The organism is Streptomyces sp. NPDC003247 (assembly GCF_042888135.1).
Taxonomy (GTDB): Bacteria; Actinomycetota; Actinomycetes; order Streptomycetales; family Streptomycetaceae; genus Streptomyces.
In genome coordinates, this window is sequence record NZ_JBIAPF010000002.1 from 666,534 (window position 1) to 688,017 (window position 21,484).

The following is a 21,484-nucleotide window of genomic DNA, read 5'->3' on the forward strand; positions in this document are numbered from 1 at the left end:
CGTGGCCGGCGCGGTGTATGGCGTCCGCGGTGTACGGCGTACACGGTGTACGGCGTACACGGTGTACGGCGGCGGCCGAGGCGGACGGTCAGCCGGTGGCGGCGCCCGGTGCTCTCCGCCCCCGCTGCACCGCCAGCACCACCAGCCCCACCGCCAGCCACACCGCCCCCACCACCTGAGCCGTGCGGGACGCCTCCACGATCACCGCGACGGTGATCGCCGCCCCGGCCACCGGCGCCAGCACGTGCCGCCACCACACCACCGGGCCGCCCGCCCGCCGCACCGCGAACCAGCCCACCACGCTCGCGTGCAGCAGCGTGAACGCCGTCAGCGCCCCGACGTCCACCACCGACACCAGGTGATCCATCCCGTCGTCCCGCCGGGCCGCCCACACCGCCGCCACCAGCGTCACCACGGCCGAGCACGCCACCGCCACCCGCGGCACCCCGGAGTCCGTCCGCGCCAGCACCGCCGGCAGCCGCCGGTCCCGCCCCATCGCGAACAGCAGCCGGCCGGCCGCCGCCTGGCCGGCCAGCGCGGCGAACGCGGCCCCGACCGCCTTGCTCACGGCCACCAGGTCGTGCAGCCAGGTCCCCACGGACACGTCGACGGCGTCGTAGAACGCCGCCCCCTGCCGCCCCGGCTCGGCGGCCAGCCCGGCCGACGTCACCGGCTCCAGCAGCGCCACCAGGTACGTCTGCGCGACGAACAGCACACCCGCCAGCGCCAGGCAGAACAGCAGCGCCCGCGCCACCTTCGCCGAACCGCCCGTGACCTCCTCCGCGAACGTGGCGACCGCGTCGAAGCCCAGATACGACAGCACGGCCACCGACACCGCCCCCAGCACCGCCGACAGCGCGAACGCCCCCTGCGTCCCGTCCCCGGTGAACGGCGACAGCCATCCCCGCTCCGCGCCGTCCCGCGCGAGGACGACGACCGCCGACACCACGAACACGGCCAGCACCACGATCTCCATGGCCAGCACCAGGAAGCCCACCCGGGCCGCGGCCCGCACCCCCCACAGGTTCAGCAGCGTGGTGACGACCACCGCCAGAGCCGTCCACACCCACCGCGACACCTCCGGGACCAGCGCGTTCATCGCGATGCCGGAGAAGAGGTAGGCCACGGCCGGGATGAGGACGTAGTCGAGCATCGCCATCCAGCCGGCGACGAACCCGGCCCCGTTCCCGAGCCCCACGCGCGCGTAGGCGAACACCGACCCCGCCTGCGGCACGACCCGCACCATCTGCGCGTAGCTGAACGCGGTGAACGCCATGGCGACCGTCGCGACGACATAGACCAGCGCGACCGCCCCGTGCGACTTCGCGTCCAGCGTGCCGAAGACGCCGACCGGCGCCATGGGCGCGATGAACAGCAGCCCGTAGACCACCAGGTCCCGGAAGCCGAGACTGCGCCGCAGCTCGTGCGCCCCGGCGGGCGGGTGCGTCGACGTACCGGTCTCGGACATCCGTGCCTCCGATCCTCCGCGGGGAGCGCCCTGCCCCGCCCGTCCCCGCCCACCCGCCAGTCTCCCCGCCCGCACCGTCCACAGGCGATCTTCGACCCGCCGGACGCGGCCTTACGATGGGACGCATGACCGCTTCGCCTGGCCGCCGTGTCCTGCTCGCCGCCCCCCGGGGCTACTGCGCGGGAGTGGACCGCGCCGTGATCGCCGTCGAGAAAGCCCTGGAGCAGTACGGCGCTCCCGTCTACGTCCGTCACGAGATCGTCCACAACAAGTACGTCGTGCAGACCCTGGAGAAGAAGGGCGCCGTCTTCGTCGAACGGACGGAGGAGGTCCCGCCGGGCAACATCGTCATGTTCTCGGCGCACGGCGTCGCCCCCGTCGTGCACGAGGAGGCCGCGCGCGGCAGGCTCGCCACCATCGACGCGACCTGCCCGCTGGTCACCAAGGTCCACAAGGAGGCCGTCCGCTTCGCGGGCGAGGACTACGACATCCTGCTGATCGGCCACGAGGGCCACGAGGAGGTCATCGGCACCTCCGGCGAGGCCCCCGACCACATCCAGCTCGTCGACGGCCCCGCCGACGTCGCCAAGGTCGAGGTCCGCGACCCGTCCAAGGTCGTCTGGCTGTCGCAGACCACCCTCTCCGTCGACGAGACCATGGAGACCGTCGACGCCCTGAAGGAGAAGTTCCCGCAGCTGATCTCCCCGCCCAGCGACGACATCTGCTACGCCACGCAGAACCGTCAGCTGGCGGTGAAGCAGATGGGCGCCGAGGCGGACCTCGTCATCGTGGTCGGCTCGCGCAACTCCTCCAACTCCAAGCGGCTCGTCGAGGTCGCCAAGCTCGCCGGCTCGCGCCAGGCGTACCTCGTGGACTTCGCCAGCGAGATCGACGAGGCCTGGCTGGAGGGCGTGACCACGGTCGGCGTCACCTCGGGCGCCTCCGTGCCGGAGGTCCTCGTCGAGGAGGTCCTGGAGTGGCTCGCCGAGCGCGGGTACGGCGACGTCGAACTCGTCAAGGCCGCCGACGAGCACATCACCTTCTCCCTGCCCAAGGAGCTCCGCCGCGACCTGCGCGAAGAGGCCGCGGCCCTGGTCGCCCAGCGCGGCGGGACCGGCGCGGGGACCGCGTCGGCGCAGTGACCGCGCGGCGGGCGGTGCCGGAGTCCGCGTGAGACCGCGCGGCGGGGTGGTGGCGGCGTCCGGGTGACGAGGCACCGCGGGCGGTGACCGTCAGTCGGTCGTCGTAACGTGGTGCCATGCAGATCTTCGGCGTGGACATCGGTGGATCCGGGATCAAGGGTGCCCCTGTGGACCTGGACCAGGGCGACCTGGCCCAGGAGCGGTGCAAGGTGCTCACCCCGCACCCGGCGACGCCCGAGAGCGTGGCCGACGGCGTGAAGCAGGTCGTCGACCACTTCGGGTGGACGGGACCGGTGGGGCTCACCTTCCCGGGCGTGGTCACCGGCGGATCCACCATCCGCACGGCGGCCAACGTCGACAAGGGCTGGATCGACGTCGACGCGCGCGCGTTGTTCAGCGAACGGCTCGGCGGCCTCCCGGTGACCGTCGTCAACGACGCCGACGCGGCGGGCGTCGCCGAGGTCGCGTTCGGCGCCGGCCGGGACCGCAGCGGCACCGTGATCCTGCTGACGTTCGGCACGGGCATCGGCAGCGCCCTCTTCGTCGACGGCGTCCTCGTCCCCAACACCGAACTCGGCCATCTGGAGCTGCACGGCCACGACGCGGAGAAGCGCGCCTCCAGCAAGGCCAAGGAGGACGGCGACCTCAGCTGGGAGCAGTGGGCCCACCGCGTCCAGAAGTACCTCGCCCACGTGGAGATGCTGTTCTCGCCGGAGCTGTTCATCATCGGCGGTGGCGTCAGCCGCAAGGCGCAGAAGTTCCTGCCCCTCATCGAGGGCATCAAGGCGGAGATCGTCCCGGCGCAGCTCCAGAACAACGCGGGCATCGTCGGGGCGGCGATGCGGGCGGCCAAGGACAGCCACCAGGCCTCGTAGGGGGCCGGCCGTCGGGAGAGGCTTCAAGACAAGCCCCTTCGGGGGTCCCGGAGGCCCTTGGGGGCCGCCGGACGGCGCGGCGCGGGACGGCAGCCCCTGGGGGCCGCCGGACGGCGCGGCAGCCCCCGGAGGTCGCCGGACGGCCCGGCACGGCTACGGACGGCCCCCGGTGTGACCGCTGCCCCCGGTGTGATCGCGGCCCCTGCTGTGATCGCGGCCGCCGGATCGGCCCGCCGCGCCGATCCGGCGGATCAGCACCACCAGCCCGGCGACGAAGGTCCCGCAGTAGAGCCAGCCGACCTCCGTGGCCAGCGCGGTGACCACCCCCATCAGCCGGGAACCGAACCCGTCGCCGCCGTCGGCGACGGGCAGGAGCCCCACCGCGAACGCGATCGGTGCGACGGTGGGCGCGGACAACGGCTCGGCCCGGCGCACCCACAGCGCGGTCAGCAGGCACACCGGCAGGAAGAGCACCCCGTACACCGTCGGCGAGGCGCCGAACAGCGCGTGGTCGAGCCAGCCGGCCAGCAGCATCAGCGCCATGCTGAACAGCCCGCAGCCGAGCCCGGTGAGCCGGGGACCGGGCAGCCGGCGCGCGACGACGCCCGCCGGAGCCGCGGCGCCCACTCCCGGAGCACGTGCGGGCCGGGGAAGGCCCGGGGAACGACCGGACTCGGCCGGCGCACCGGAACGGGAGCCGGAACCGGCCTCTCCCCGCGCGGGAGCCGCCGGACGTGCGCCGCGGCCCGCCTGCGGCGGCAGGGGTGGTGTCCCGCGTCGCGCCCCGTTCCGCCGTGGACGAGTCCTGTGCTGCTCCATTGGTCCAACATAAGTCGGTTAATGTGCCGAATCCGGCGCGGGACACGCCGGGGCCAGGACCTTGACCGTGCGTTCGACAGGTCCGCCGGGGCGGGCGCGGGCACGCCGTAAACTGGGGGATCGGCCAGCCCTCTGGCCCCCTGGCCGTCTGGCCCCCTGGCCCTCTGACTACGGGAAGTCGCAACGTGTCGCTCACGATCGGAATCGTCGGTCTGCCGAATGTCGGCAAGTCGACCCTGTTCAACGCCCTGACCAAGAACGACGTGCTGGCGGCCAACTACCCGTTCGCCACGATCGAGCCCAACGTCGGCGTGGTCGGCGTGCCCGACGCCCGCCTGACCAAGCTGGCGGAGATCTTCTCCTCGCAGCGCGTCCTCCCGGCGACCGTCGACTTCGTCGACATCGCGGGCATCGTGCGCGGTGCGAGCGAGGGCGAGGGCCTGGGCAACAAGTTCCTGGCGAACATCCGCGAGTCCGACGCGATCTGCCAGGTCATCCGCGCCTTCAAGGACGAGAACGTCGTCCACGTCGACGGCAAGGTCTCCCCGAAGGACGACATCGAGACGATCAACACCGAGCTGATCCTCGCCGACCTCCAGACCATCGAGAAGGTCCTGCCGCGCCTCCAGAAGGAGTCGCGCATCAAGAAGGACGTGGCGCCCAAGGTCAAGGCCGTCGAGGAGGCGAAGGAGATCCTGGAGAAGGGCGACACGCTCTTCTCGGCGGGCATCGTCCAGGGCTCCGGGAACGAGGAGCTCCTCCACGACCTCCACCTGCTCACCACCAAGCCCTTCCTCTACGTCTTCAACGTCGACGAGGACGAGCTGACCGACGAGACCTTCAAGGACGAGCAGCGCGCCCTGGTCGCCCCCGCCGAGGCGATCTTCCTCAACGCCAAACTGGAGGCGGACCTCGCCGAGCTCGACGAGGAGGACGCCCTGGAGCTGCTGGAGTCGGTCGGCGCGGAGGAGCCCGGCCTCGCCACCCTCGCCCGGGTCGGCTTCGACACCCTCGGCCTCCAGACCTACCTCACGGCCGGCCCCAAGGAGTCCCGCGCCTGGACCATCAAGAAGGGCGCCACCGCCCCCGAGGCCGCCGGCGTGATCCACACGGACTTCCAGAAGGGCTTCATCAAGGCGGAGGTCATCTCCTTCGGCGACCTGGTGGAGACCGGCTCGGTCGCCGAGGCCCGCGCCAAGGGCAAGGCCCGCATGGAGGGCAAGGACTACGTGATGCAGGACGGGGACGTGGTGGAGTTCCGCTTCAACGTCTGATACGTCCGGCGAAAGGCCGTCTGACCTGCGACGGAGCGGGTTGGGCGGCCTTTGCGGTCCGCACAGAGTCCGCAGCGTGCTGACTTCGGTCAGCGCGCGGGGGGAGCGGCTACGCCGCTTCGTCGACCTGCGGCTGGATATCGGCGGACTGATCCGCGTACGCCTTGTCGACGGCAGCCCGGGTTCGCTCCTCGGAGTCGGGCCACAGGTGGGTGTAGATGTTCAGCGTCATGGCCGCGTTGGTGTGGCCGAGGCGCTCGGAGACCGTCTTCACGGACTCGCCGTGCTTGATCAGCAGGCTGGCGTAGTGGTGCCGGAGTGCATGAGGTCCGGTGCCCTTCGCTATGCCGGCCTTCGCGCAGGCGGGCCGCCAGGACCCGTCCATGAAGTGCGTGTAGACCACGGGCCCGCCCTGCGGCGCCGTGAAGATCCAGCTCTCGGGCCCATCGGCGGGAAAGTCCCGCAGGTGGGCCTTCATCGCGTCCACCGCTATGCGGGGGAGCGGGACCGTGCGGTGCGAGCGAGCGGTCTTGGGCGGGCAGACATACACGCCATGCTTGGCGGTCTGCTGGACCTGCTGCTCGACCGAGACGGTGGCGTGCAGCAGGTCCACGTGCCGAAGCTGCAGGCCGAAGAGCTCGCCGGGGCGGAGCCCGGTGGCCGCGCCGAGCAGCACGAGGCCCTTGTATCGGGCGGGTATCTCCTCGGACAGCGTCCGTACCTGCTCGACGGCCAGTGGCACGATCTTCTTCCGTGGTACCGAGGGCAGTTTCGCCTCGGCGCACGGGTTGTGGGGGATCATCCGGTCACGGACGGCTGCCCGGAAGACGGCGTTGACCGTGTTGAAGACCGTCCGTGAGGTGCTGGCGGCCAGCCCGTGCGTGGTGGTCAGGCCGGTGACCCAGCTCTGTACGTCGCCGGGCTTGATGGCGCCGAGCGCCCGCTTCTCCCAGGCCGGGTAGACGTAGCAGCGCAGGTGCTGGGCCACCGCCTTGGCCGTGGAAGGCCGGTGCGGCTGGATGGCCCGCCATTCCTCCGCGTACTCCTTGAAGGGCTTCTTCGCCGATCGCGGGTCAACGTACTGACCGGTGACCAGGCTGGCCGTGACCTCGTCGATCCACCTCTGGGCGTCGATCTTGCGGTCGAAGTGGCGGGCGTGCTCCTTGCCGTCGAGATCGCGGTAGCGGGCCCGCCATTTGCTGTTGGGGCGCTTCTGGATGTTGGCCAAGTGGCCTCTCCTTCGTGTCGGTTGTCAGTAGTGGCCGCCGTCCTCGATGTCGCTGCTGAGCGTGCGAGCGTCTCGCTCGTCGCCCATGAGGCGGAGGCACTGCTCGTGGATCGCCCGCGAGCTGTCGGGGTGGGCCTTGATGTGGTCGGCAATGGCGACCACGGCGCGGTGGAGACGGTCGCGCGCGTCGCGGGTCTCGTAGAACGCCTCGACGGCCTCCTGAACGAGCCGCCGGCTGTCGATGTCGAGCCCCTCCAGGGGCGGGGACATCAGCTCTTCGAGGGGGAGCTCGAAGACACGGGAGAAGGCGAGAGCCTCGTCGAGGTTGATGCGCCGACGAGGGGTGCCGTTCTCGATACGCCAGACCGCCGTCTGGTTCATCTTCACGCCGGCTCTGGTCACCCGCTCCGCCAGCTCGGTCGTGCTCCACCCTCTGACCTCGCGCTCCAGCGCCACGCGCGCGGCCACGTTCCCCTCGCTGTAGAGCAGCGGCACCTCGCCGCCCTCGGGCCTGTCGCCTGCCATCGAACCTCCATCGTCACCGTCGCTATCCCAATTGAAACATGAGCTTCCCTATTTGGTTAACCGGCGATCCCGGGGTACAACTCTATGCAGATCGAATCGCCGCCTAGCCGAATGGGAATGCATGCGATACCTGACCACCACCGAGGTCGCCGAGCGCTACCGCACAGCCGAGAGCACCGTCCGCTACTGGCGCCACATCGGGAAGGGGCCGCGCGGCATCAAGGTCGGCAAGCGGGTGCTGTACCCCGAGGCGGAGCTGCTGCGCTACGAGCGCACGCTGATCGACGGCCGAGACGAGTGGGGCCTGGCCTCATGAGCCACCGACAGGCCCGGACACAGCAACGGCCCTCGGCGCGCCAACGCCGAGGGCCGGAGATTCCCCTGCCTGTCGCCCATCCCTGAACGAACGAACCGGTGAGGGGCGGGACCTTGCCCGTCCCGTCCCTCACCTGAGAGGAACGTCGATGGAGGACTCTACGTCCCCCGCCACCTCGAACACGTCCCACAATTTCGTCTGGCCCACCCCCGCGGTCCCCGGCCAGGGCATCCCCTGGCGCAACGGGGACCGAACGGAGTCACGGTCCCCGGCTGCAACCACCAGCGGCGCTGCTGCGACGGGTGTTCCGGTTAGGGACCGAAATTCCCCCAACGCGGGACATGCGCAGGTCAGCGCCCCGGGGACCGGTCCCGCCGAACCGGAAGTCGGGGACCGGACAGAGACTTCCGGTCCGCCGGTCCCCGAACCCGGTCCCCGAATCCCGGACGAGCGCGACGCGCCCCGAGCCGATGGTGACGACCACGGTCCCCAGGTATCTGCGGGGACCGTGGTCCCCGACGGCGGTTCGGGGACCGGGGACCCCGCCCGTGTGAGCGACGAGACGGCGGACGAAGGAGCCGTGCTGCTGGATGACCTCCGTGCGGCGATCGGCCGGTACGTCGTGCTGCCGAGCGAGGAGGCACTGACCGCGGTCACCTTGTGGGTGGCGGCCTCCCACATTCAGCCCGCCCTCCAGCACGCGCCGCGCCTGGCGGTGGTGGGGCCGACCAAGGGATGCGGCAAGTCCCGCGTCCTGGACGTGCTCCACGAGACCGTGTCCCGGCCGATGATGACGGTGAACACCTCGCCGGCGGTGGTCTTCCGGATCATCGGCGAGGACCCGCCAACGCTCCTGGTGGACGAGGCCGACACCATCTTCGGCCCGAAGGCAGGCGACAAGGAGGACCTGCGCGGCCTCCTGAACGCCGGACACCAGCGCAACCGCCCCGCCTGGCGGATCTCCGGCCCGGAGCACAAGCCCACTGCGTTCCCCACCTTCGCCATGGCCGCGCTGGCAGGCATCGGCGACCTGCCGGACACGATCATGGACCGCGCCGTCGTGCTCCGCATGCAGAAGCGCAAGCCCGGCGAGAAGGTCGCCCCCTTCCGCTCCCGGCACTCCGTCCCGGAACTGAACGCGCTGCGCGACCGACTGACCGCATGGCTGACCCCACTACGCGGGGCAGCGCACCGGCTGGTGCCACCGATGCCGGTCGAAGACCGGGCCGCGGACACCTGGGAGCCCCTGGTCATCGTCGCCGACCTGGCCGGCGGCCACTGGCCCGCCCAGGCCCGCGCCGCCTGCCTGGCAATGACCCGCACCGAGCTGGTCCAGGACGAGCAGACGACGCTGAAGACCCGGCTGCTCCGGGACATCCGCCGTGCCTTCGAGCAGTGCGGCCACCCGGAGGCGCTACGCAGCCACGACCTGCTCGCCGCCCTCATCCAGGACGCTGAGGCGCCCTGGGCCGAGTACGGGACGAAGGGCCTGAACGCCTACCACCTGGCCAACTTGCTGCGCGACTTCGGCATCAGCCCGGCCAACCACCGCTTCGAGAACGGCAGGCAGGCGAAGGCGTACGCCCGCAACCAGTTCCTCGACGCCTGGGCCCGCTACTGCCCCGACCCCGCCCCACCGGCCCCCGCAACCGGCGAGGCCGCGCTCGCACGTCAACCCCAGGGCAAGCCACCGATCCCGCCGTCGAGGATGCTGCCCATCGGTCCTCCTGGCGGGCCTGCCGGCCCCAGGCCCACTCGCTGACACCGGCTCCGTATCAATCCGTCGCATCCGTCCCCGCGCAGGTCAGCGCGGGGACGGAGTTCCTTGCCGATACGGATCACTCCGTACCTGCGACCGCCTCCGTACCTGTGCTGACCAGCTACGGGACGGATGCAACGGACGTGACGAAGCCCCACCCCCACACAACCACCGGAGCGCCACCATGCCCGAAACGAGCACCGCCAACGCCCCCGCCCGCCGCCGCAAGGGATTCTTCGGCCTGACCCGTCGATCAGCAGCAAGCTGGAGCGAACGAGCCTCTAACGAGGCTTCGTCCGCGCTTGCCCCCGCCCCAGGGGTGGCGGAGGAGAAGGCCGAGCGCCAGGGGGCGCCCGAGCCGGAGGAGGCTGTAGCCGAGACCAGCTCTCAGCCCGCAGCCGACTCCGTCGCCCCGAGCGCTCAGCCGCCGGCCGATGTCCCGCCGCCCGCCGAGCAGCCCTCCTGGCGGGATCTCGACGCCCCCGTCCTGCCCGCACTGATGAACCGCAAGCGCACCGTGGAGAAGCGCGACCAGGAGAAGACCATCCGCTTCACGCGGACCGCTGTGAGCGTCATCAGCGCCGCAGCCCACCAGCGCGGTCAGAAGTTCGCCGGATTCGTCGGCGACGCCGCCCTGGCCGTTGCCATCGGCAAGGCAGGGCTGGTCGGCAGCCCGGAGGACGATCCGGTCCGCCCGCTGATCGAGGCCGTCGAGGCACAGACGGTCGCGCTGAAGCGCATCGGCGGCAACCTCAACCAGATCACCGCAGCCATCCACAGAGGAACCGTGCCCGAGCGTGCCGAGGCGGTGCTGGACCGCGTCGAGCAAGCAGCCGAGAGCAGCTATCGACTGATCGACCAGCTCCTGACGGAAGGCGCCGCGCATGGTTCCTGACGTCTCCACCGGTTCCGACACCCGCGGGCTGATCGTCTACCTCTTCGGCCCCGGCCGCCGGGACGAACACACCGATGCTCACATCGTCGCCGCCTGGGACATGGCCGGCGCCCCCGACCCGGGCCGCGACCCGGCAGCCACCTACTCCCAGCTCGCCAAGCGCCTCGACCACCACGTCGACCTGCGCACTCGCGAACTGGGCGGCAAGAAACCACCCCAGTACGTCTGGCACTGCCCGGTCCGCACCGCGCCCGGCGACCGCTACCTCACCGACACCGAGTGGGCCGAGGTAGCCCGCCGCATCGTTCACGCCACAGGCATCGCCCCCGAAGACAACGAGAAGGCATGCCGGTGGATCGCGGTGCGCCACGCCGACGACCACATCCACATCATGGCCACCACTGTCCGCGCCGACGGGCGCCGTCCTCGCACCCACCGCGACGGACAGCGGGCCCAGGCGGAGTGCCGCAAGATCGAGGCCGAGTTCGGCCTGCGCCGCCTGAAGTCCGGCGACCTTACCGCGCCCCGCACCCCCACCGGCGCCGAACGCGCCAAGGCCGAGCGCCAGGGCCAGACGGTCACGGCACGGCACTGGCTGCGCGAGCAGGCGTACGCGGTGGCCGCCGCCGTACACAACGAAGCCGACTACTTCACCGTGCTGCAGTCCCTCGGCATTAAGGTCAAGACACGCCTCGGACCCGAGACCGGCAACGTGATCGGCTACAGCCTCGCCGCACCCGGCGACACCAACGCGGCCGGCGAACCCGTCTGGTACGGCGGCTCGAAACTCGCCCCCGACCTCTCCACCAACCGCCTACGCGAACGCCTCCCCGACCAGGAGATGACCGACCGCCCGCGGTATGTGGCGGACCCCGCCACCCCATGGCGGCACACCACCACCCCATGGCGGCACACCACCACCGCCATACACGCGGCGCGCTCCGTTCTCGACTCCGGTGACGATGCCGCCGCCCAGGGCCACCTGGCCGCCTTCGGTGACGCCCTGTACAACATCGCCAGCGCCACGACCGATCCACACCGGGCGGAACTGCAGGCAGCGGCGATGGCGTTCAACCGCGCCCGACGCTCCGCCACCCGCGCCGACCACCAGGCCGCCACCGCCCTACGCAAGGCCGCCAAGGAACTCGCCTACGCCTCCAGCGAGCCGGGCGGACTCGCCATCGCCCTGCTCTTCGCCACCGTGCACCTGGCCCGCGCCGCCTCCAAGTGGCACGAACAGCGAGGCCACGAACAACAGGCCGCCGCGGCCGAGGAAGCCCTCCGCCACCTCCAGGCGGGTTACCAACAAGCCGCCACACCCGTCCTGGCGGACTTGGCCCGCCGCGCACCACGAGCCGCAACCGCCCGCCGCTTCGAGCAGGACGTTCGCGCGGCCCTCCCCGACCACGCCGACCGGATCCTCGCCGACCCCACTTGGACCGCCCTGACCGCCACCCTCGCCCACGCCGAAACCGCCGGCCACAACCCCCGGCACCTCCTGGCCACGGTCGGCACCCTGCGGGAACTCGACAGTGCCGAGCGCCCCGCCGAGGTCCTCAACTGGCGCATCACCGCTCAGCCGAACAGGCGGACGCAAGCGGCTCGCAGGCGAAGTACGGTCAGCGGCACGTCGTCCATGTCCGCCACACCAATCCCACCGGCCACACCAGTGGGCACGAGGCCCGAAGAGCACAGTCGACACCGCTGACCCCGGCCGGATGCCCCCGCCACGCATCGTGGCGGGGCACCGGGTCGAGTTCAATGGCAAGCTTCATGATGGTGCTGTCCTCTGCGGCCCGCACGATGATCGCCGCGGCCGTAGCCGCCCGGCAGCCCCAACGTCGTGATCACCACTGCTCGGGCTACGCGCGAGCTCACCCACGGGGCGAACCTCCCGTCAGACGCTTGTGAAACTGGCTTCGTTGAGCTGAGGTCGAGAACGGGTCAGGATTGTCAGACCGATCATCTACTGTCAAAACCTGATCAGTACTCAACTGACCTGCTGGCCCGAAGACTTGTATGAGGTGTGCGACATGGATGTTCCGTATGAGGCACGACTGCGCGACATGCTGGCCGACCTCCTGCCGCTCATCGAGCCGAGTCTTCGGTTGATTGGCACGGAGTACCCGCTGCCCAATGCTCATGGAACACGCGGGCGTATAGACATCCTGGCCCGAGACGGCCACGGATCGTGGGTGGTGATCGAATTGAAGCGATCCGACTCGACCTCGGCCCGCGCCCTTCATGAGGTCACGAAGTACGCCGAGCTGTTGCAGCAGGAGTTGGGGCTCCGCAAGGACCGCATCCGCGCGATGATTGTCTCCACCACTTGGCACGAACTGCGCGTCCCGGTGAGCAACATGGCGAGAGACTGGTCCCACGATCTCCGCGGGTACCAACTCACATTGGACGACAACGGCGTTCCTGTGCGCGCGGACCGGGTGGAATTTCTCGAAGCGGCGGTACCGCCTCGGGTCACCCCACATCACTTCATCTACTTCTACAACTCCCCGGAGGAGCGATCGAAAGGCTGGAACGAAATTCTGGCCACATCCGCCGAGGCGGGAGCGCATGATCTCCTCGCGGCGAACTTCCGGCGCATCTCACAGAAAGACCTTGTTGTCGCACCGTACGGCCTCTATTTCGCAATCGGGCGCCTGGACCCCGATGAGGCGCCAGCATGGCTCGATGGCAATGAGGCGGATTCGTACGAGGAAACTGGGGGGTATCCCCTAGAGTACTCGGCCCTTTGCCATATCACCCGGAATGTCTTCGCAGCTGGCTATGATACGGCCCGCCCCGGCGTGCTCCGGCATCTGGCGGAGAACCCGCACTGGGAGATTGAGGGCTATCGGGCGGCAGGTGCATTCGAGAAGCGTACTTCGCTGGACGAGCGAGATCTTCTCCGCGACCTGAACGGTGACGAAGAGGGAATCGGCGAAGTTCTCTACACAGGCTCCGCGCGTACCACGGATCGTGGAAGATGGCCGGCTTTCCGGGAGGAGAGCAGGATGTGCTTTGCGGGGAATCCCGATTGGGAGAGGCTCGTGGGACGGTGGCTGGACGACGTCTCGGCTGATGCCGTAGAGCGGGATGTCATGCTCCACGTGTACAACCCCTGCGACCTGATTCGATCCCTGGTGCACGGGTGGCCTGACAAGCTCTCAAACCTTGTTCCGATGACCTTTGGAACGGCGCTTACCCAGGATGGCGTCAACCGCACGATCCATGGCTCGCTTTATTGGGACGGCATTCCGCACACCAATGTGACTGACCGAGTAAGGTTGGTTTATCGAGACGCTATGCACTGGCAGGCCCACCGACTCATGGATGCGGCCTGGGTCACCGATCTTGATCTCCTTAACCTTCTCGGTCTTCGTTACGTACTCATCGAGCAGATTGGGGGAAATCCATTGAACATCTCCGAGGCGCGCGAACTCCGACTCCACTTCGTAAAGGACGCGGACCTCTGCACACTACCGATCCCCTGTGAGGGGTCGCAGCTGCGCGACGCTGGCTGGAACGGCGCCTACTCGCTCGATACATTCCTGGAAAAGTACAGAGATCAGTTCGATGCAATGATTTCGACATATCGATCCGGATTTCATTTCGCGCCCTGATGTTCCACAGTGATCGGCCAGCGGGTCACTTCGCGCGATCACTAGAATCCGGAGGTCATGGGGTCAATCCCCTGGATAGTTGATAGATGCCAACAAATTGCTGGTCGAGAGCAATATCGACGAGTAATTTTCGTTGGCGAGTCAATAGAAGATCGATCTCAACGGCGCAAGTCCCCACTATGGAACGCCGAAGCCGCCGCCACCACTCCGCCGCACGCGGCTATGCCCTCGCTGCTCGTGGCAGCGAGGGCCAGTCGTCAGGCGGCGTGGGCTGTGGGTAACTGTGCGACCCACCTCGTGACCTCGGTCAGGTGCTCGGGCTGTAGACCGAGGTGCGGGTCGGGCTGAATGAGGAAGGTCGCCGTTCCCTTGGCATTGCGCTCCGCCGCCCATTCATGGTCGAGGCCGGTGAAGTCGTCGTCGATCCACACAGCGGGGGCGTCGCCGAGCCAGTCGTCGACGTGGTCGCGCTTCCACAGGTAACCGTTGGGGTGGCTGGTGGTGATCTGCGGACGCGGCAGATCGACGTACGAGAGGGTCGGAAGGCCGAGGAGCGGGCCGATGAGGGCGGTGGCGTCCTGGCGCCAGCTGGTGCACCAGACCGGGGTGACCAGGCCGGTGCGGATGACGTCCATGAGCAGGCGGCCGTGGTCGGGGTTGAGCCAGACGGTGACCGGGTCGTCGGCGCTGCGGCCGGTGGGGACGACGTCGTGGCGGGCGTGCGTGGCCGGGGTCGAGCCGTGCTCGTCGGGGAAGGGTATGAGGACGCCGTCAATGTCGAGAAGCAGGTAGGGCGGGCGCATCGGTTCCTCCGGGGGAAGCCGGGCGGGGGCTGTCAGAGCTTGCGGGCGCGGATCAGCAGGGTGGTGGGCCAGTGGCCCATGCGGGGGTCGTGGAACTCTTGGGCCGAGATGAGCCAGAAGCCGGCCTGGCTGAGGTGCTTCTCCCAGAGGTCGGTGTCGAACTCCCAGCGGGCGATGGGGAGCCGGGTGCGGTCGGGGAGAGTGACGTAGTCGCGGCGGGGCCGGTCGTCGCCGGAGGGGCTGCGGCCGCCGCGCTGCGGGTGGGGGACGGAGAAGGCGAGCACCCGGCCGGGCGTGAGGCGCTGGGCGATGGCCGGGAGCAGGAGTTCGGGGGCAACGAGGCCGACGGCGCCGAAGACGGAGTAGATCGCGTCGAACTGCTTGTCGGAGGCGTGCAGGTAGTGCAGCGCGTGGCCTGCGACGAAGGTGAGGTTGTTCAGCCGTCCGTAGTGGGAGCGGGCGCGGCGGACCTGGAGGCCGACCAGGTCGACGCCGGTGACGTGGGCGCCGTGGCGGGTGGCGAGGTGGGCGGCGTTGTGGCCGGGGCCGCAGCCGAGTTCCAGGAGTCGCTTGCCGCGCAGGTCGGGGCCGAGTATCTCCGCTCCGGGACCTTGGCCGGGTCTTGTGGTCCATTCCATCCGGGTGGGTATGGAGAGGGGTTCGGCGAGGCCGGCGGCGGTGCGCTGGGCGGCGTGGGCGTGCCAGGGGGATGCCTGGGCGAGCACGTCAGATCTCCAGGAGGTGGAGGACGTCGGTGAGGTGGCGGCGGACGGCCTTGATGTAGGCGGGGTCGGTGGTCGGGTTGTTGATCCAGCGGATGGACTGCTCCATGAACCACTCGACGGCCCACATGCGGTGCCAGCCCAGGGCCCAGTTCTCGGCGGTGAGCCCGCCGCGCGGGGCGAGGGCGTCGGGGGTGCCGCCAGCGGTGACGTACTGCTCCAGGAAGACGCGGAGGCGGATGGGGTGCGGGGACTCGATGGTGCCGTGCCAGCTGGCGAGGTCGAGCAGGCCGGGACCGGTGAAGGCGCGGGCGAAGTCGAGCAGCCGCCAGCCGCGCTCGCCGATGTGGAGGCTGGTGGGGTGGAACTCGGAGTGCACCCAGCCGAACGGTTTCAGCGTCGCTCCGGCCGAGCGGGCCTCGGCGGCCTGGGCGATCCGGTCGAGCGCGTCCTCGACATCGTCGGCGTCCTGCCACCGGTCGGCCTTGCGCAGCCGTTCGAGATGCTCCAGAGCCCGGGCCGGAAGTGTGCGCAGGCGCTCCTGGCCTAGGACGGGCAAGGGCGGAGCCGTACGGGTGCCGTGCAGGACCACGGCCGCAGCGACACCGTCGAGGTCGTCGGCCTCGCGGACGGACGGTCCGAGGTCCTCCATGAGCATGCCGAGCCAGCCGTCCAGGACGGCGGAGGTGTGGACCTGGGGGACGGGTGCGCCGAGGGTGTGGGCCAGGCGGAGGGCCTGGTCCTCGCTGTCGAAAGGCTTCTTGGCGTACTTGAAGATGGCCGTGGATCCGTCGGGGAAGGTCACGCGCTCGACGCCGGACATGGACCACACGCGTACCTCCTCCCGTACGGCGGTGGTCTGGCCGGTCGCGGTGAGCAGGTTGTCGAGGAGTTCGGCGCTGGGGTTCGTGGTCACGTGGGGCTCCGGGGAGGGGTGGTGGCGTCCGGGGCGGGCGAGGGATGTCGGCCCGCCCCGGAGCCTGATCGGGTGGGTTACGCGGCGGGGTTCACGCGGTGGGCGTAGACCTGCTCGATCCAGCCCGCCTTGAACGCGGCGAGGTCGTCGCGGAAGTTCGCCATCGAGGCACCGTAGGGCGCGACCACGCCGCCGGACTGGTCCGGCACGGACTGGCAGCCGTGCACGAGCCGGCCGCCGAGCGCGGCGTGGGCCTTGATGGACTCGATCCGGCGGTGCTCGTTGAACCAGCCGCCGTGGTAGACCTCGTCGAGCATCCCGCCCATCTCGTCGTCCAGGTCGAAGACGACGGAGGTGGCGGCGGGGAAGAACCAGCACGGGCCGACGTTGGAGATGTGCCCGTCCAGCTCGACCTTGTTGAGCGCCATGAGCGTGGCGGCCTCGCGGAGCATCCGCAGGTGGTCGGCGGTGATCTGCGGCAGGCCGAGGCTGGCCAGGTGCTCGTCGCGGAAGAGGTACGCGTACACCTCGTACGCGGTGGCCAGGACACTGGCCGCGTCGGAGGTCGACTCGCTGTGCTGCTTGATGAAGTCGAGCGCGAGCTGCTCGACCGCGCTCTCGGTCGTCTCGTCCACGTCCAGGAGCTGGGACGTGACCAGCTCCCAGTCGGCGACGAGCCAGGTGTTCGACTCGAAGCGGAAGAAGTACTCGGCCGGGTCGATCGTGATGCGTCGGCCGTCGACCTGGATGCCGGGCAGGCGGCTCCAGCGCGGGTCGAATGCCTCGGGCAGCTCGACCATGATGGCCGTGGTGTCGATGGTGGTCACCGTGTCTCCGTCTCTGATCGGCCGGGTCCGGGCACAGGAATGCCCGAGCCCGGTGTGGGCGTACGGAACTTCGGGGAGCCGCCCCGGACCAAGGGGGAGCCTGGATCACGGTCGCGCCGTTCCGGGCGGCTGCTGATAAGTGAACCGGTGGTCACGCTCAGTGGGTACGGTGGAGGGCAGTTGAAGCGGTATACGCGGTTTACAGCTCCGGAGTGGAGGCGATCGTGGCGGCGCAGCGAGAACCCAACTCCCGCCTGCGTGATGCCATCGACGCGGTCGGCTGCACCTACGAGGCCCTCGCCAGAGACGTGCGACGCGTCGCCGCCGAGAACGGCGAGATCCTCCAGACCAACAAATCGGCCATCTCGCACTGGGTGACCGGCGCCCGTGCCCCGTCGGGCCGGGTAGGCCAGTACCTGGCCGAGGCGTTGTCCCGCCGAGCGGGGCGCACGGTCACCCAGACCGAGATCGGCCTCCAGGCCGGTGATGACGAAGAGCCGGCGGAATCCGACCCCGTCCTCGCGGTTACTGACCTGGGCCGGGCCGACGTCGAGCGCCGCCGCTTCCTCGCCATCGCGGCCTTCACCACCGCCGGCGTCGCCATGCCACTCGGTTACGACCACGAAGCCACCGCCCGCATGCTCCGCGCCCGCGCCGGCACGTCCCTGGTCGGTGCGGAGGACGTGGACGTCGTACGCCAGATCACCGCCGCCTTCAGCGCCGCCGACGAGCGCCTCGGTGGCGGGCACGGCCTGACCACCGTCACCGCGTACCTCGCCGACACAGCCGCCCCCATGCTGCGCGGACGCTTCCCCAGCGAAGCCTTACGCCGGGCCGCCTTCGGTGCCGTCGCCGAACTCGCCTACCTCGCAGGGTGGAAGCACCACGACCTCGGCCAGGAAGGTGCCGCGCAGCGCTACTACCAGGTCGGCTACCAGCTCGCCTGCGAAGCCGACCCGCACGGCCACGCCGCCTGGATGATGCGCGCTCTCGCCCACCAGGCCCTGAGCCTCAAGCAGCCCCACCACTGCATCGACCTCGTCGAAGGCGCCCTCCGCACAGGTCTCGGCCACGTCGACGGCCAGACCGAGGCCCTCCTCCACATCACCCACGCCCGCGCCTACGCAGCGGCCGACGAGAACTCGTCGGCCGCACGCGCCCTGCTTGCCGCCGAGGACGCCCTCCTACGGGACGACGGCCCCCAGCCCAGCTACTCCCGCGTCAGCGGCCCCGCCGCCGGCACCGTGGCCAGCCACACCGCCCGCACCCTGACCGACCTCGCCGACCACGTCGGCACCGAACAACAGCACCGCGACGCCCTCACCCGCTGGGACCCCGCGAAGTACAAGCGCGTCCACGCCCTCACCCACGCCGACCTCGGCGACAGCCTCGCCGCCCAGGCCCGCGCCGACGAAGCGGTCGCCGCCTGGACCCAGGCCCTGGTCCTCATGGAGGGCATGACCTCCGACCGCACCCGCAAGGCGATCACCTCGATCCGATCCACCCTCGCGATCTACCAGCGCCGCCGCGTTCCCGGTGCCGCCGATCTCGCCCGCCGCGCCCGCGAGGCCCTCGCCTAACATGCCCAACAACCCGCCCGACGAAGGGAACACCGTGGCCCAGCAGACCGACGACCGCTCCCAAGCCCTCAAGCCGGCGCTCGAATCGATGACCCTGCTGGTCGCGGCCGTCATCGTCCACGACAAGGCCACCAACCGCGTTGTCCTCCTCCAGCGCAGCGAGAACGCCAAGTTCGCCCAGGGCCTGTGGGACCTCCCCGTCGGCAAGAGCGAGCCGGGCGAACCCATCACGGAGACTGCGGTCCGCGAGCTCTACGAGGAGACGGGCCTCACGGTGAAGCCCGAGTCTCTCAAGGTCGCCCACATCATCCACGGCGCCTGGGGCGTCGAAGCCCCCAACGGCTTTCTCACGGTCGTTTTTGCCGCCCACGAATGGACCGGCGAACCCGAAAACCGCGAACCCCGCAAGCACTCCCAGGTCCGTTGGGTCGACGCCAACGCCATCCCCGATGCCTTCGTAGACACGACCGCCAGCGCCCTAAGGCGGTACCTGGCTGATGGCCACCAGGTGTCTCTTGATGGCTGGCGCTAGAGCGACAAGAGAAATTCAACCCGTAGTGGCGATCAAATGAAACGGCGTGTTGGCGTGAAGTGCATTATTACCGGATATTCAAATATGTCGGTGCAAGGGATCGCGGAAACCCTGTCTATGCTCGGTGTCGAGGCGCTCAGGGTGGATCGATACCATGGTGACTGGGTGACCGGTCGAATGAAGCACGAGGTGGACTTTCTCTGTGCCGTTCTTGGGCCTGGTGATCAGGAATTTCCACCTGTGGTCTATCTGGATATTGGTGTAGCTCTGGGGCGGAAAATTCCAGTCCTTCTGATCATGCCGCCAGGCGTCAGAACCCCTTTGGCGATCTCTGGACTCCCTCGGGTCGACGTCAGCCTAGACAATCTGGAAGCCTTGCAACTTCATTTAGAAAACTTTGTCGCTTCGATGCGAACCCCGCAGGCCGAGCCGCAGGAGCTGGGCGGAAGGTCTCTTGATGACAGCCAGTATGCCGACCTTAAGCATGAACTGGAGCGCATAGCTAGCGGCTTCGAGGGCGTGGATTACATCCGGCAGCCTTACAAGGAGTTGGAAGACTACGTTCGCAAGGTATTCGAGACTGCAGGTGCGGTTACGTCCACTCCCGCGAGGCGAGATTCTGGGTACGACTTTGCCATATGGGTAGATGGGGCCAGCGAAGTGATTGGCGGGCCGACCATCGTGAGTGTCAAGTTCATGCGACAGCCTCGAAAATCCGCCTCCATTCACGCGCGAGAATTCTCCTCGTACCTCCATTACAATCCGTCCCCCTTTGGGCTGCTCATCTATGCGCTCCCTTCGGGGGTGGAAGGGCCTCGCTACGAGAACCCTGGGCTGCCCGTTTCCATGCTCTCGGTGGCGGAGCTGCTCGAATCGCTGCATGAAGGGTCACTAGCGACGCTCATTTTGAGAATGAGGAATGCCCTCGCTCACGGAGGGGTGCGTCGTGACGGGATTTAATCCGGTCCGCCTCAGGGGGCACCTGAGGGCTGCATCAAACTCCAACGCCACTGCCCAGGCAAGAGGGCGTGCCTACGAGGATGCTTTGACTTACCTTTTTGGCAGCCTCCCCGGTTGTACGACAAGGAGGAACAGCCTCAATAAATTCGAGTCTGAAGAAATTGATATCATCGTCGCGAACCACAGGTTTGACGATGGGCTGAAGATGCTCCCACCTATCTTTCTTGTCGAGTGTAAGAATTGGAGTGCCCCCGTTGACTCTTCGACTATCTCGATCTTCCTCCAGAAGATCGAGAACAGGGCTTGTCGGGTTGGAATTCTCGTGGCGGCAAGTGGGGTAACGGGAGACGCTGAGAATCTGAAATCGGCGCATCATCAGGCCAGTCTTGCGTTGGCCAGGGGAATAATTCTGATCTTGCTCACCTCTCACGACCTGCGCCGCCTGGAAAGTCCGGATGAATTCGTTTCTCTTCTTCATGGGCGCTTCCTTGACGTTTATGCCGCAGGTACGTTCGTCACGCCAAATTCATAGAATCCCAAGGGCAGCAACACGCGCGATAGCCATCTCAGGCTCGGTTCCAGTGGCGCGGCTGTGACCGAGTCCAGCCGTTTGCGAAGTCGCACTGGAGGTCGGTCCAGCGGCGCTGTTCTTCCGGGGCGTAGCCGGGCTGCTGGCAGAGGTGCGCCAACGCCTGGACCCAGCGGTCCCAGAGACCGTCAGGCTGGGTGAAGCGGTCCGCATGGTGGGTGCCGAGGTGGGCGTCGAGGCGGAGGAGGGCGCCGAGGGCTGCGGGCTGGTCATAGCGGAGGTCGGTGCGGGGGAGGTAATGGTCGAGGTAGGCGGTGAGGATCTCGGCGTCCGCGTGGGTGCCGAAGCGGGCCAGGGTAAAGCAGTAGGCGCTACCGGAGAAGCAGACCTCGCTGGCCAGGAGCAGGTCGCCGATGCGCTCGCGGAACCGTTCGCGGCGGTCGACGCCGATCAGCCATGCGGCGGTGAGGCGCGAGCGCCACTCGTAGCCGAGGAGGGCTTCCAGCTCGGCATCGGTGATCGTGGCCGCGTCGTCGACGAGGTGATGGGCGAAGCGTTCGCCGTGAGGCCACTCGGGCCGCAGGAATCGACCACTTTTCAGGACGAGGTAGCGCGCGTGGCCTGAGTCCTTCCTTGCCGCATAGCGCTCGATCACGTAGCCGTAGCCGACCTCCTCGGGGTGCTGGAACGGCAT

The 21,484-nt window shown here is 68.9% G+C and carries 21 protein-coding genes; 12 read left to right on the forward strand and 9 right to left on the reverse strand.

What is annotated here, in order from left to right:
• Positions 1 to 88 precede the first annotated feature (88 nt).
• A complete protein-coding gene (locus tag ACFYWQ_RS07960; RefSeq protein ID WP_389513832.1) occupies positions 89 to 1,468 on the reverse strand; it encodes an APC family permease in 1,380 nt (459 codons plus the stop codon).
• A 125-nt stretch (positions 1,469 to 1,593) separates the two neighbouring features.
• Here ACFYWQ_RS07960 and ACFYWQ_RS07965 point away from each other — a divergent pair, with 125 nt between their 5' ends.
• Complete coding sequence (locus ACFYWQ_RS07965; protein ID WP_389513833.1) at positions 1,594 to 2,610, forward strand: 4-hydroxy-3-methylbut-2-enyl diphosphate reductase; 1,017 nt, start codon at positions 1,594 to 1,596, stop codon at positions 2,608 to 2,610.
• Between the two features lie 116 nt (positions 2,611 to 2,726).
• Positions 2,727 to 3,485: a polyphosphate--glucose phosphotransferase gene (ppgK, locus tag ACFYWQ_RS07970; RefSeq protein ID WP_389513835.1), complete on the forward strand. Its 759-nt coding sequence runs from the start codon at positions 2,727 to 2,729 to the stop codon at positions 3,483 to 3,485.
• Between the two features lie 153 nt (positions 3,486 to 3,638).
• Here ppgK and ACFYWQ_RS07975 read toward each other — a convergent pair whose 3' ends face one another.
• Complete coding sequence (locus tag ACFYWQ_RS07975) at positions 3,639 to 4,112, reverse strand: DUF6542 domain-containing protein (protein WP_389513838.1); 474 nt, start codon at positions 4,110 to 4,112, stop codon at positions 3,639 to 3,641.
• Between the two features lie 377 nt (positions 4,113 to 4,489).
• Here ACFYWQ_RS07975 and ychF point away from each other — a divergent pair, with 377 nt between their 5' ends.
• A complete protein-coding gene (gene ychF, locus ACFYWQ_RS07980; protein ID WP_385067369.1) occupies positions 4,490 to 5,578 on the forward strand; it encodes a redox-regulated ATPase YchF in 1,089 nt (362 codons plus the stop codon).
• 109 nt (positions 5,579 to 5,687) lie between these two features.
• Here the strand turns inward: ychF and ACFYWQ_RS07985 are convergent, their stop codons facing one another.
• Complete coding sequence (locus ACFYWQ_RS07985; RefSeq protein ID WP_389513840.1) at positions 5,688 to 6,806, reverse strand: tyrosine-type recombinase/integrase; 1,119 nt, start codon at positions 6,804 to 6,806, stop codon at positions 5,688 to 5,690.
• A 24-nt stretch (positions 6,807 to 6,830) separates the two neighbouring features.
• Positions 6,831 to 7,331, reverse strand: coding sequence for a helix-turn-helix transcriptional regulator (locus ACFYWQ_RS07990; protein ID WP_389513842.1), 501 nt, complete (start codon positions 7,329 to 7,331; stop codon positions 6,831 to 6,833).
• A gap of 121 nt (positions 7,332 to 7,452) precedes the next feature.
• On the opposite strand from ACFYWQ_RS07990, the gene ACFYWQ_RS07995 reads away from it, so the two are divergent.
• The 5 genes from ACFYWQ_RS07995 to ACFYWQ_RS08015 all read left to right on the forward strand — a co-directional run bounded on the left by ACFYWQ_RS07995 (position 7,453) and on the right by ACFYWQ_RS08015 (position 13,921).
• On the forward strand, positions 7,453 to 7,647 hold the full coding sequence (locus tag ACFYWQ_RS07995; protein ID WP_344568940.1) for a helix-turn-helix domain-containing protein: 195 nt from the start codon (positions 7,453 to 7,455) through the stop codon (positions 7,645 to 7,647).
• Between the two features lie 508 nt (positions 7,648 to 8,155).
• Entirely contained in the window at positions 8,156 to 9,409 is a 1,254-nt protein-coding gene (locus ACFYWQ_RS08000; protein ID WP_389513845.1) for a DUF3631 domain-containing protein, read from the forward strand.
• A gap of 316 nt (positions 9,410 to 9,725) precedes the next feature.
• A complete protein-coding gene (locus tag ACFYWQ_RS08005) occupies positions 9,726 to 10,301 on the forward strand; it encodes a hypothetical protein (protein WP_389514409.1) in 576 nt (191 codons plus the stop codon).
• Positions 10,291 to 12,009 (forward strand): relaxase/mobilization nuclease domain-containing protein, encoded by a 1,719-nt coding sequence (locus ACFYWQ_RS08010; RefSeq protein WP_389513847.1) that lies wholly within the window; start codon positions 10,291 to 10,293, stop codon positions 12,007 to 12,009. Before ACFYWQ_RS08005 ends, ACFYWQ_RS08010 begins: the two co-directional genes overlap by 11 nt.
• 325 nt (positions 12,010 to 12,334) lie before the next feature.
• Entirely contained in the window at positions 12,335 to 13,921 is a 1,587-nt protein-coding gene (locus ACFYWQ_RS08015) for an endonuclease NucS domain-containing protein (RefSeq protein WP_389513849.1), read from the forward strand.
• Positions 13,922 to 14,178: 257 nt separating this feature from the next.
• Here ACFYWQ_RS08015 and ACFYWQ_RS08020 read toward each other — a convergent pair whose 3' ends face one another.
• The 4 genes from ACFYWQ_RS08020 to ACFYWQ_RS08035 form a co-directional block, all read right to left on the reverse strand.
• Positions 14,179 to 14,724 (reverse strand): HAD domain-containing protein, encoded by a 546-nt coding sequence (locus ACFYWQ_RS08020; protein WP_389513851.1) that lies wholly within the window; start codon positions 14,722 to 14,724, stop codon positions 14,179 to 14,181.
• A gap of 32 nt (positions 14,725 to 14,756) precedes the next feature.
• Complete coding sequence (locus ACFYWQ_RS08025; protein WP_389513852.1) at positions 14,757 to 15,449, reverse strand: class I SAM-dependent methyltransferase; 693 nt, start codon at positions 15,447 to 15,449, stop codon at positions 14,757 to 14,759.
• A gap of 1 nt (position 15,450) precedes the next feature.
• Positions 15,451 to 16,362, reverse strand: a complete 912-nt coding sequence (locus ACFYWQ_RS08030; protein ID WP_389513855.1) for a phosphotransferase family protein — start codon at positions 16,360 to 16,362, stop codon at positions 15,451 to 15,453.
• Between the two features lie 77 nt (positions 16,363 to 16,439).
• Positions 16,440 to 17,189, reverse strand: a complete 750-nt coding sequence (locus tag ACFYWQ_RS08035; RefSeq protein WP_389513857.1) for a hypothetical protein — start codon at positions 17,187 to 17,189, stop codon at positions 16,440 to 16,442.
• Between the two features lie 224 nt (positions 17,190 to 17,413).
• Here ACFYWQ_RS08035 and ACFYWQ_RS08040 point away from each other — a divergent pair, with 224 nt between their 5' ends.
• The 4 genes from ACFYWQ_RS08040 (at position 17,414) to ACFYWQ_RS08055 (ending at position 20,793) form a co-directional block, all read left to right on the forward strand.
• Complete coding sequence (locus tag ACFYWQ_RS08040; RefSeq protein WP_389513859.1) at positions 17,414 to 18,769, forward strand: tetratricopeptide repeat protein; 1,356 nt, start codon at positions 17,414 to 17,416, stop codon at positions 18,767 to 18,769.
• 1 nt (position 18,770) lies between these two features.
• Positions 18,771 to 19,301, forward strand: coding sequence for an NUDIX domain-containing protein (locus ACFYWQ_RS08045; RefSeq protein WP_389513861.1), 531 nt, complete (start codon positions 18,771 to 18,773; stop codon positions 19,299 to 19,301).
• A 90-nt stretch (positions 19,302 to 19,391) separates the two neighbouring features.
• A complete protein-coding gene (locus ACFYWQ_RS08050) occupies positions 19,392 to 20,261 on the forward strand; it encodes a hypothetical protein (protein ID WP_389513863.1) in 870 nt (289 codons plus the stop codon).
• Positions 20,221 to 20,793 (forward strand): restriction endonuclease, encoded by a 573-nt coding sequence (locus ACFYWQ_RS08055; RefSeq protein ID WP_389513865.1) that lies wholly within the window; start codon positions 20,221 to 20,223, stop codon positions 20,791 to 20,793. Before ACFYWQ_RS08050 ends, ACFYWQ_RS08055 begins: the two co-directional genes overlap by 41 nt.
• Positions 20,794 to 20,827: 34 nt before the next feature.
• On the opposite strand, the gene ACFYWQ_RS08060 is transcribed toward ACFYWQ_RS08055, so the two are convergent.
• Positions 20,828 to 21,484 carry a DUF6000 family protein gene (locus tag ACFYWQ_RS08060; protein WP_389513867.1) on the reverse strand — a complete coding sequence of 219 codons (657 nt, stop codon included), beginning with the start codon at positions 21,482 to 21,484 and terminating at the stop codon, positions 20,828 to 20,830.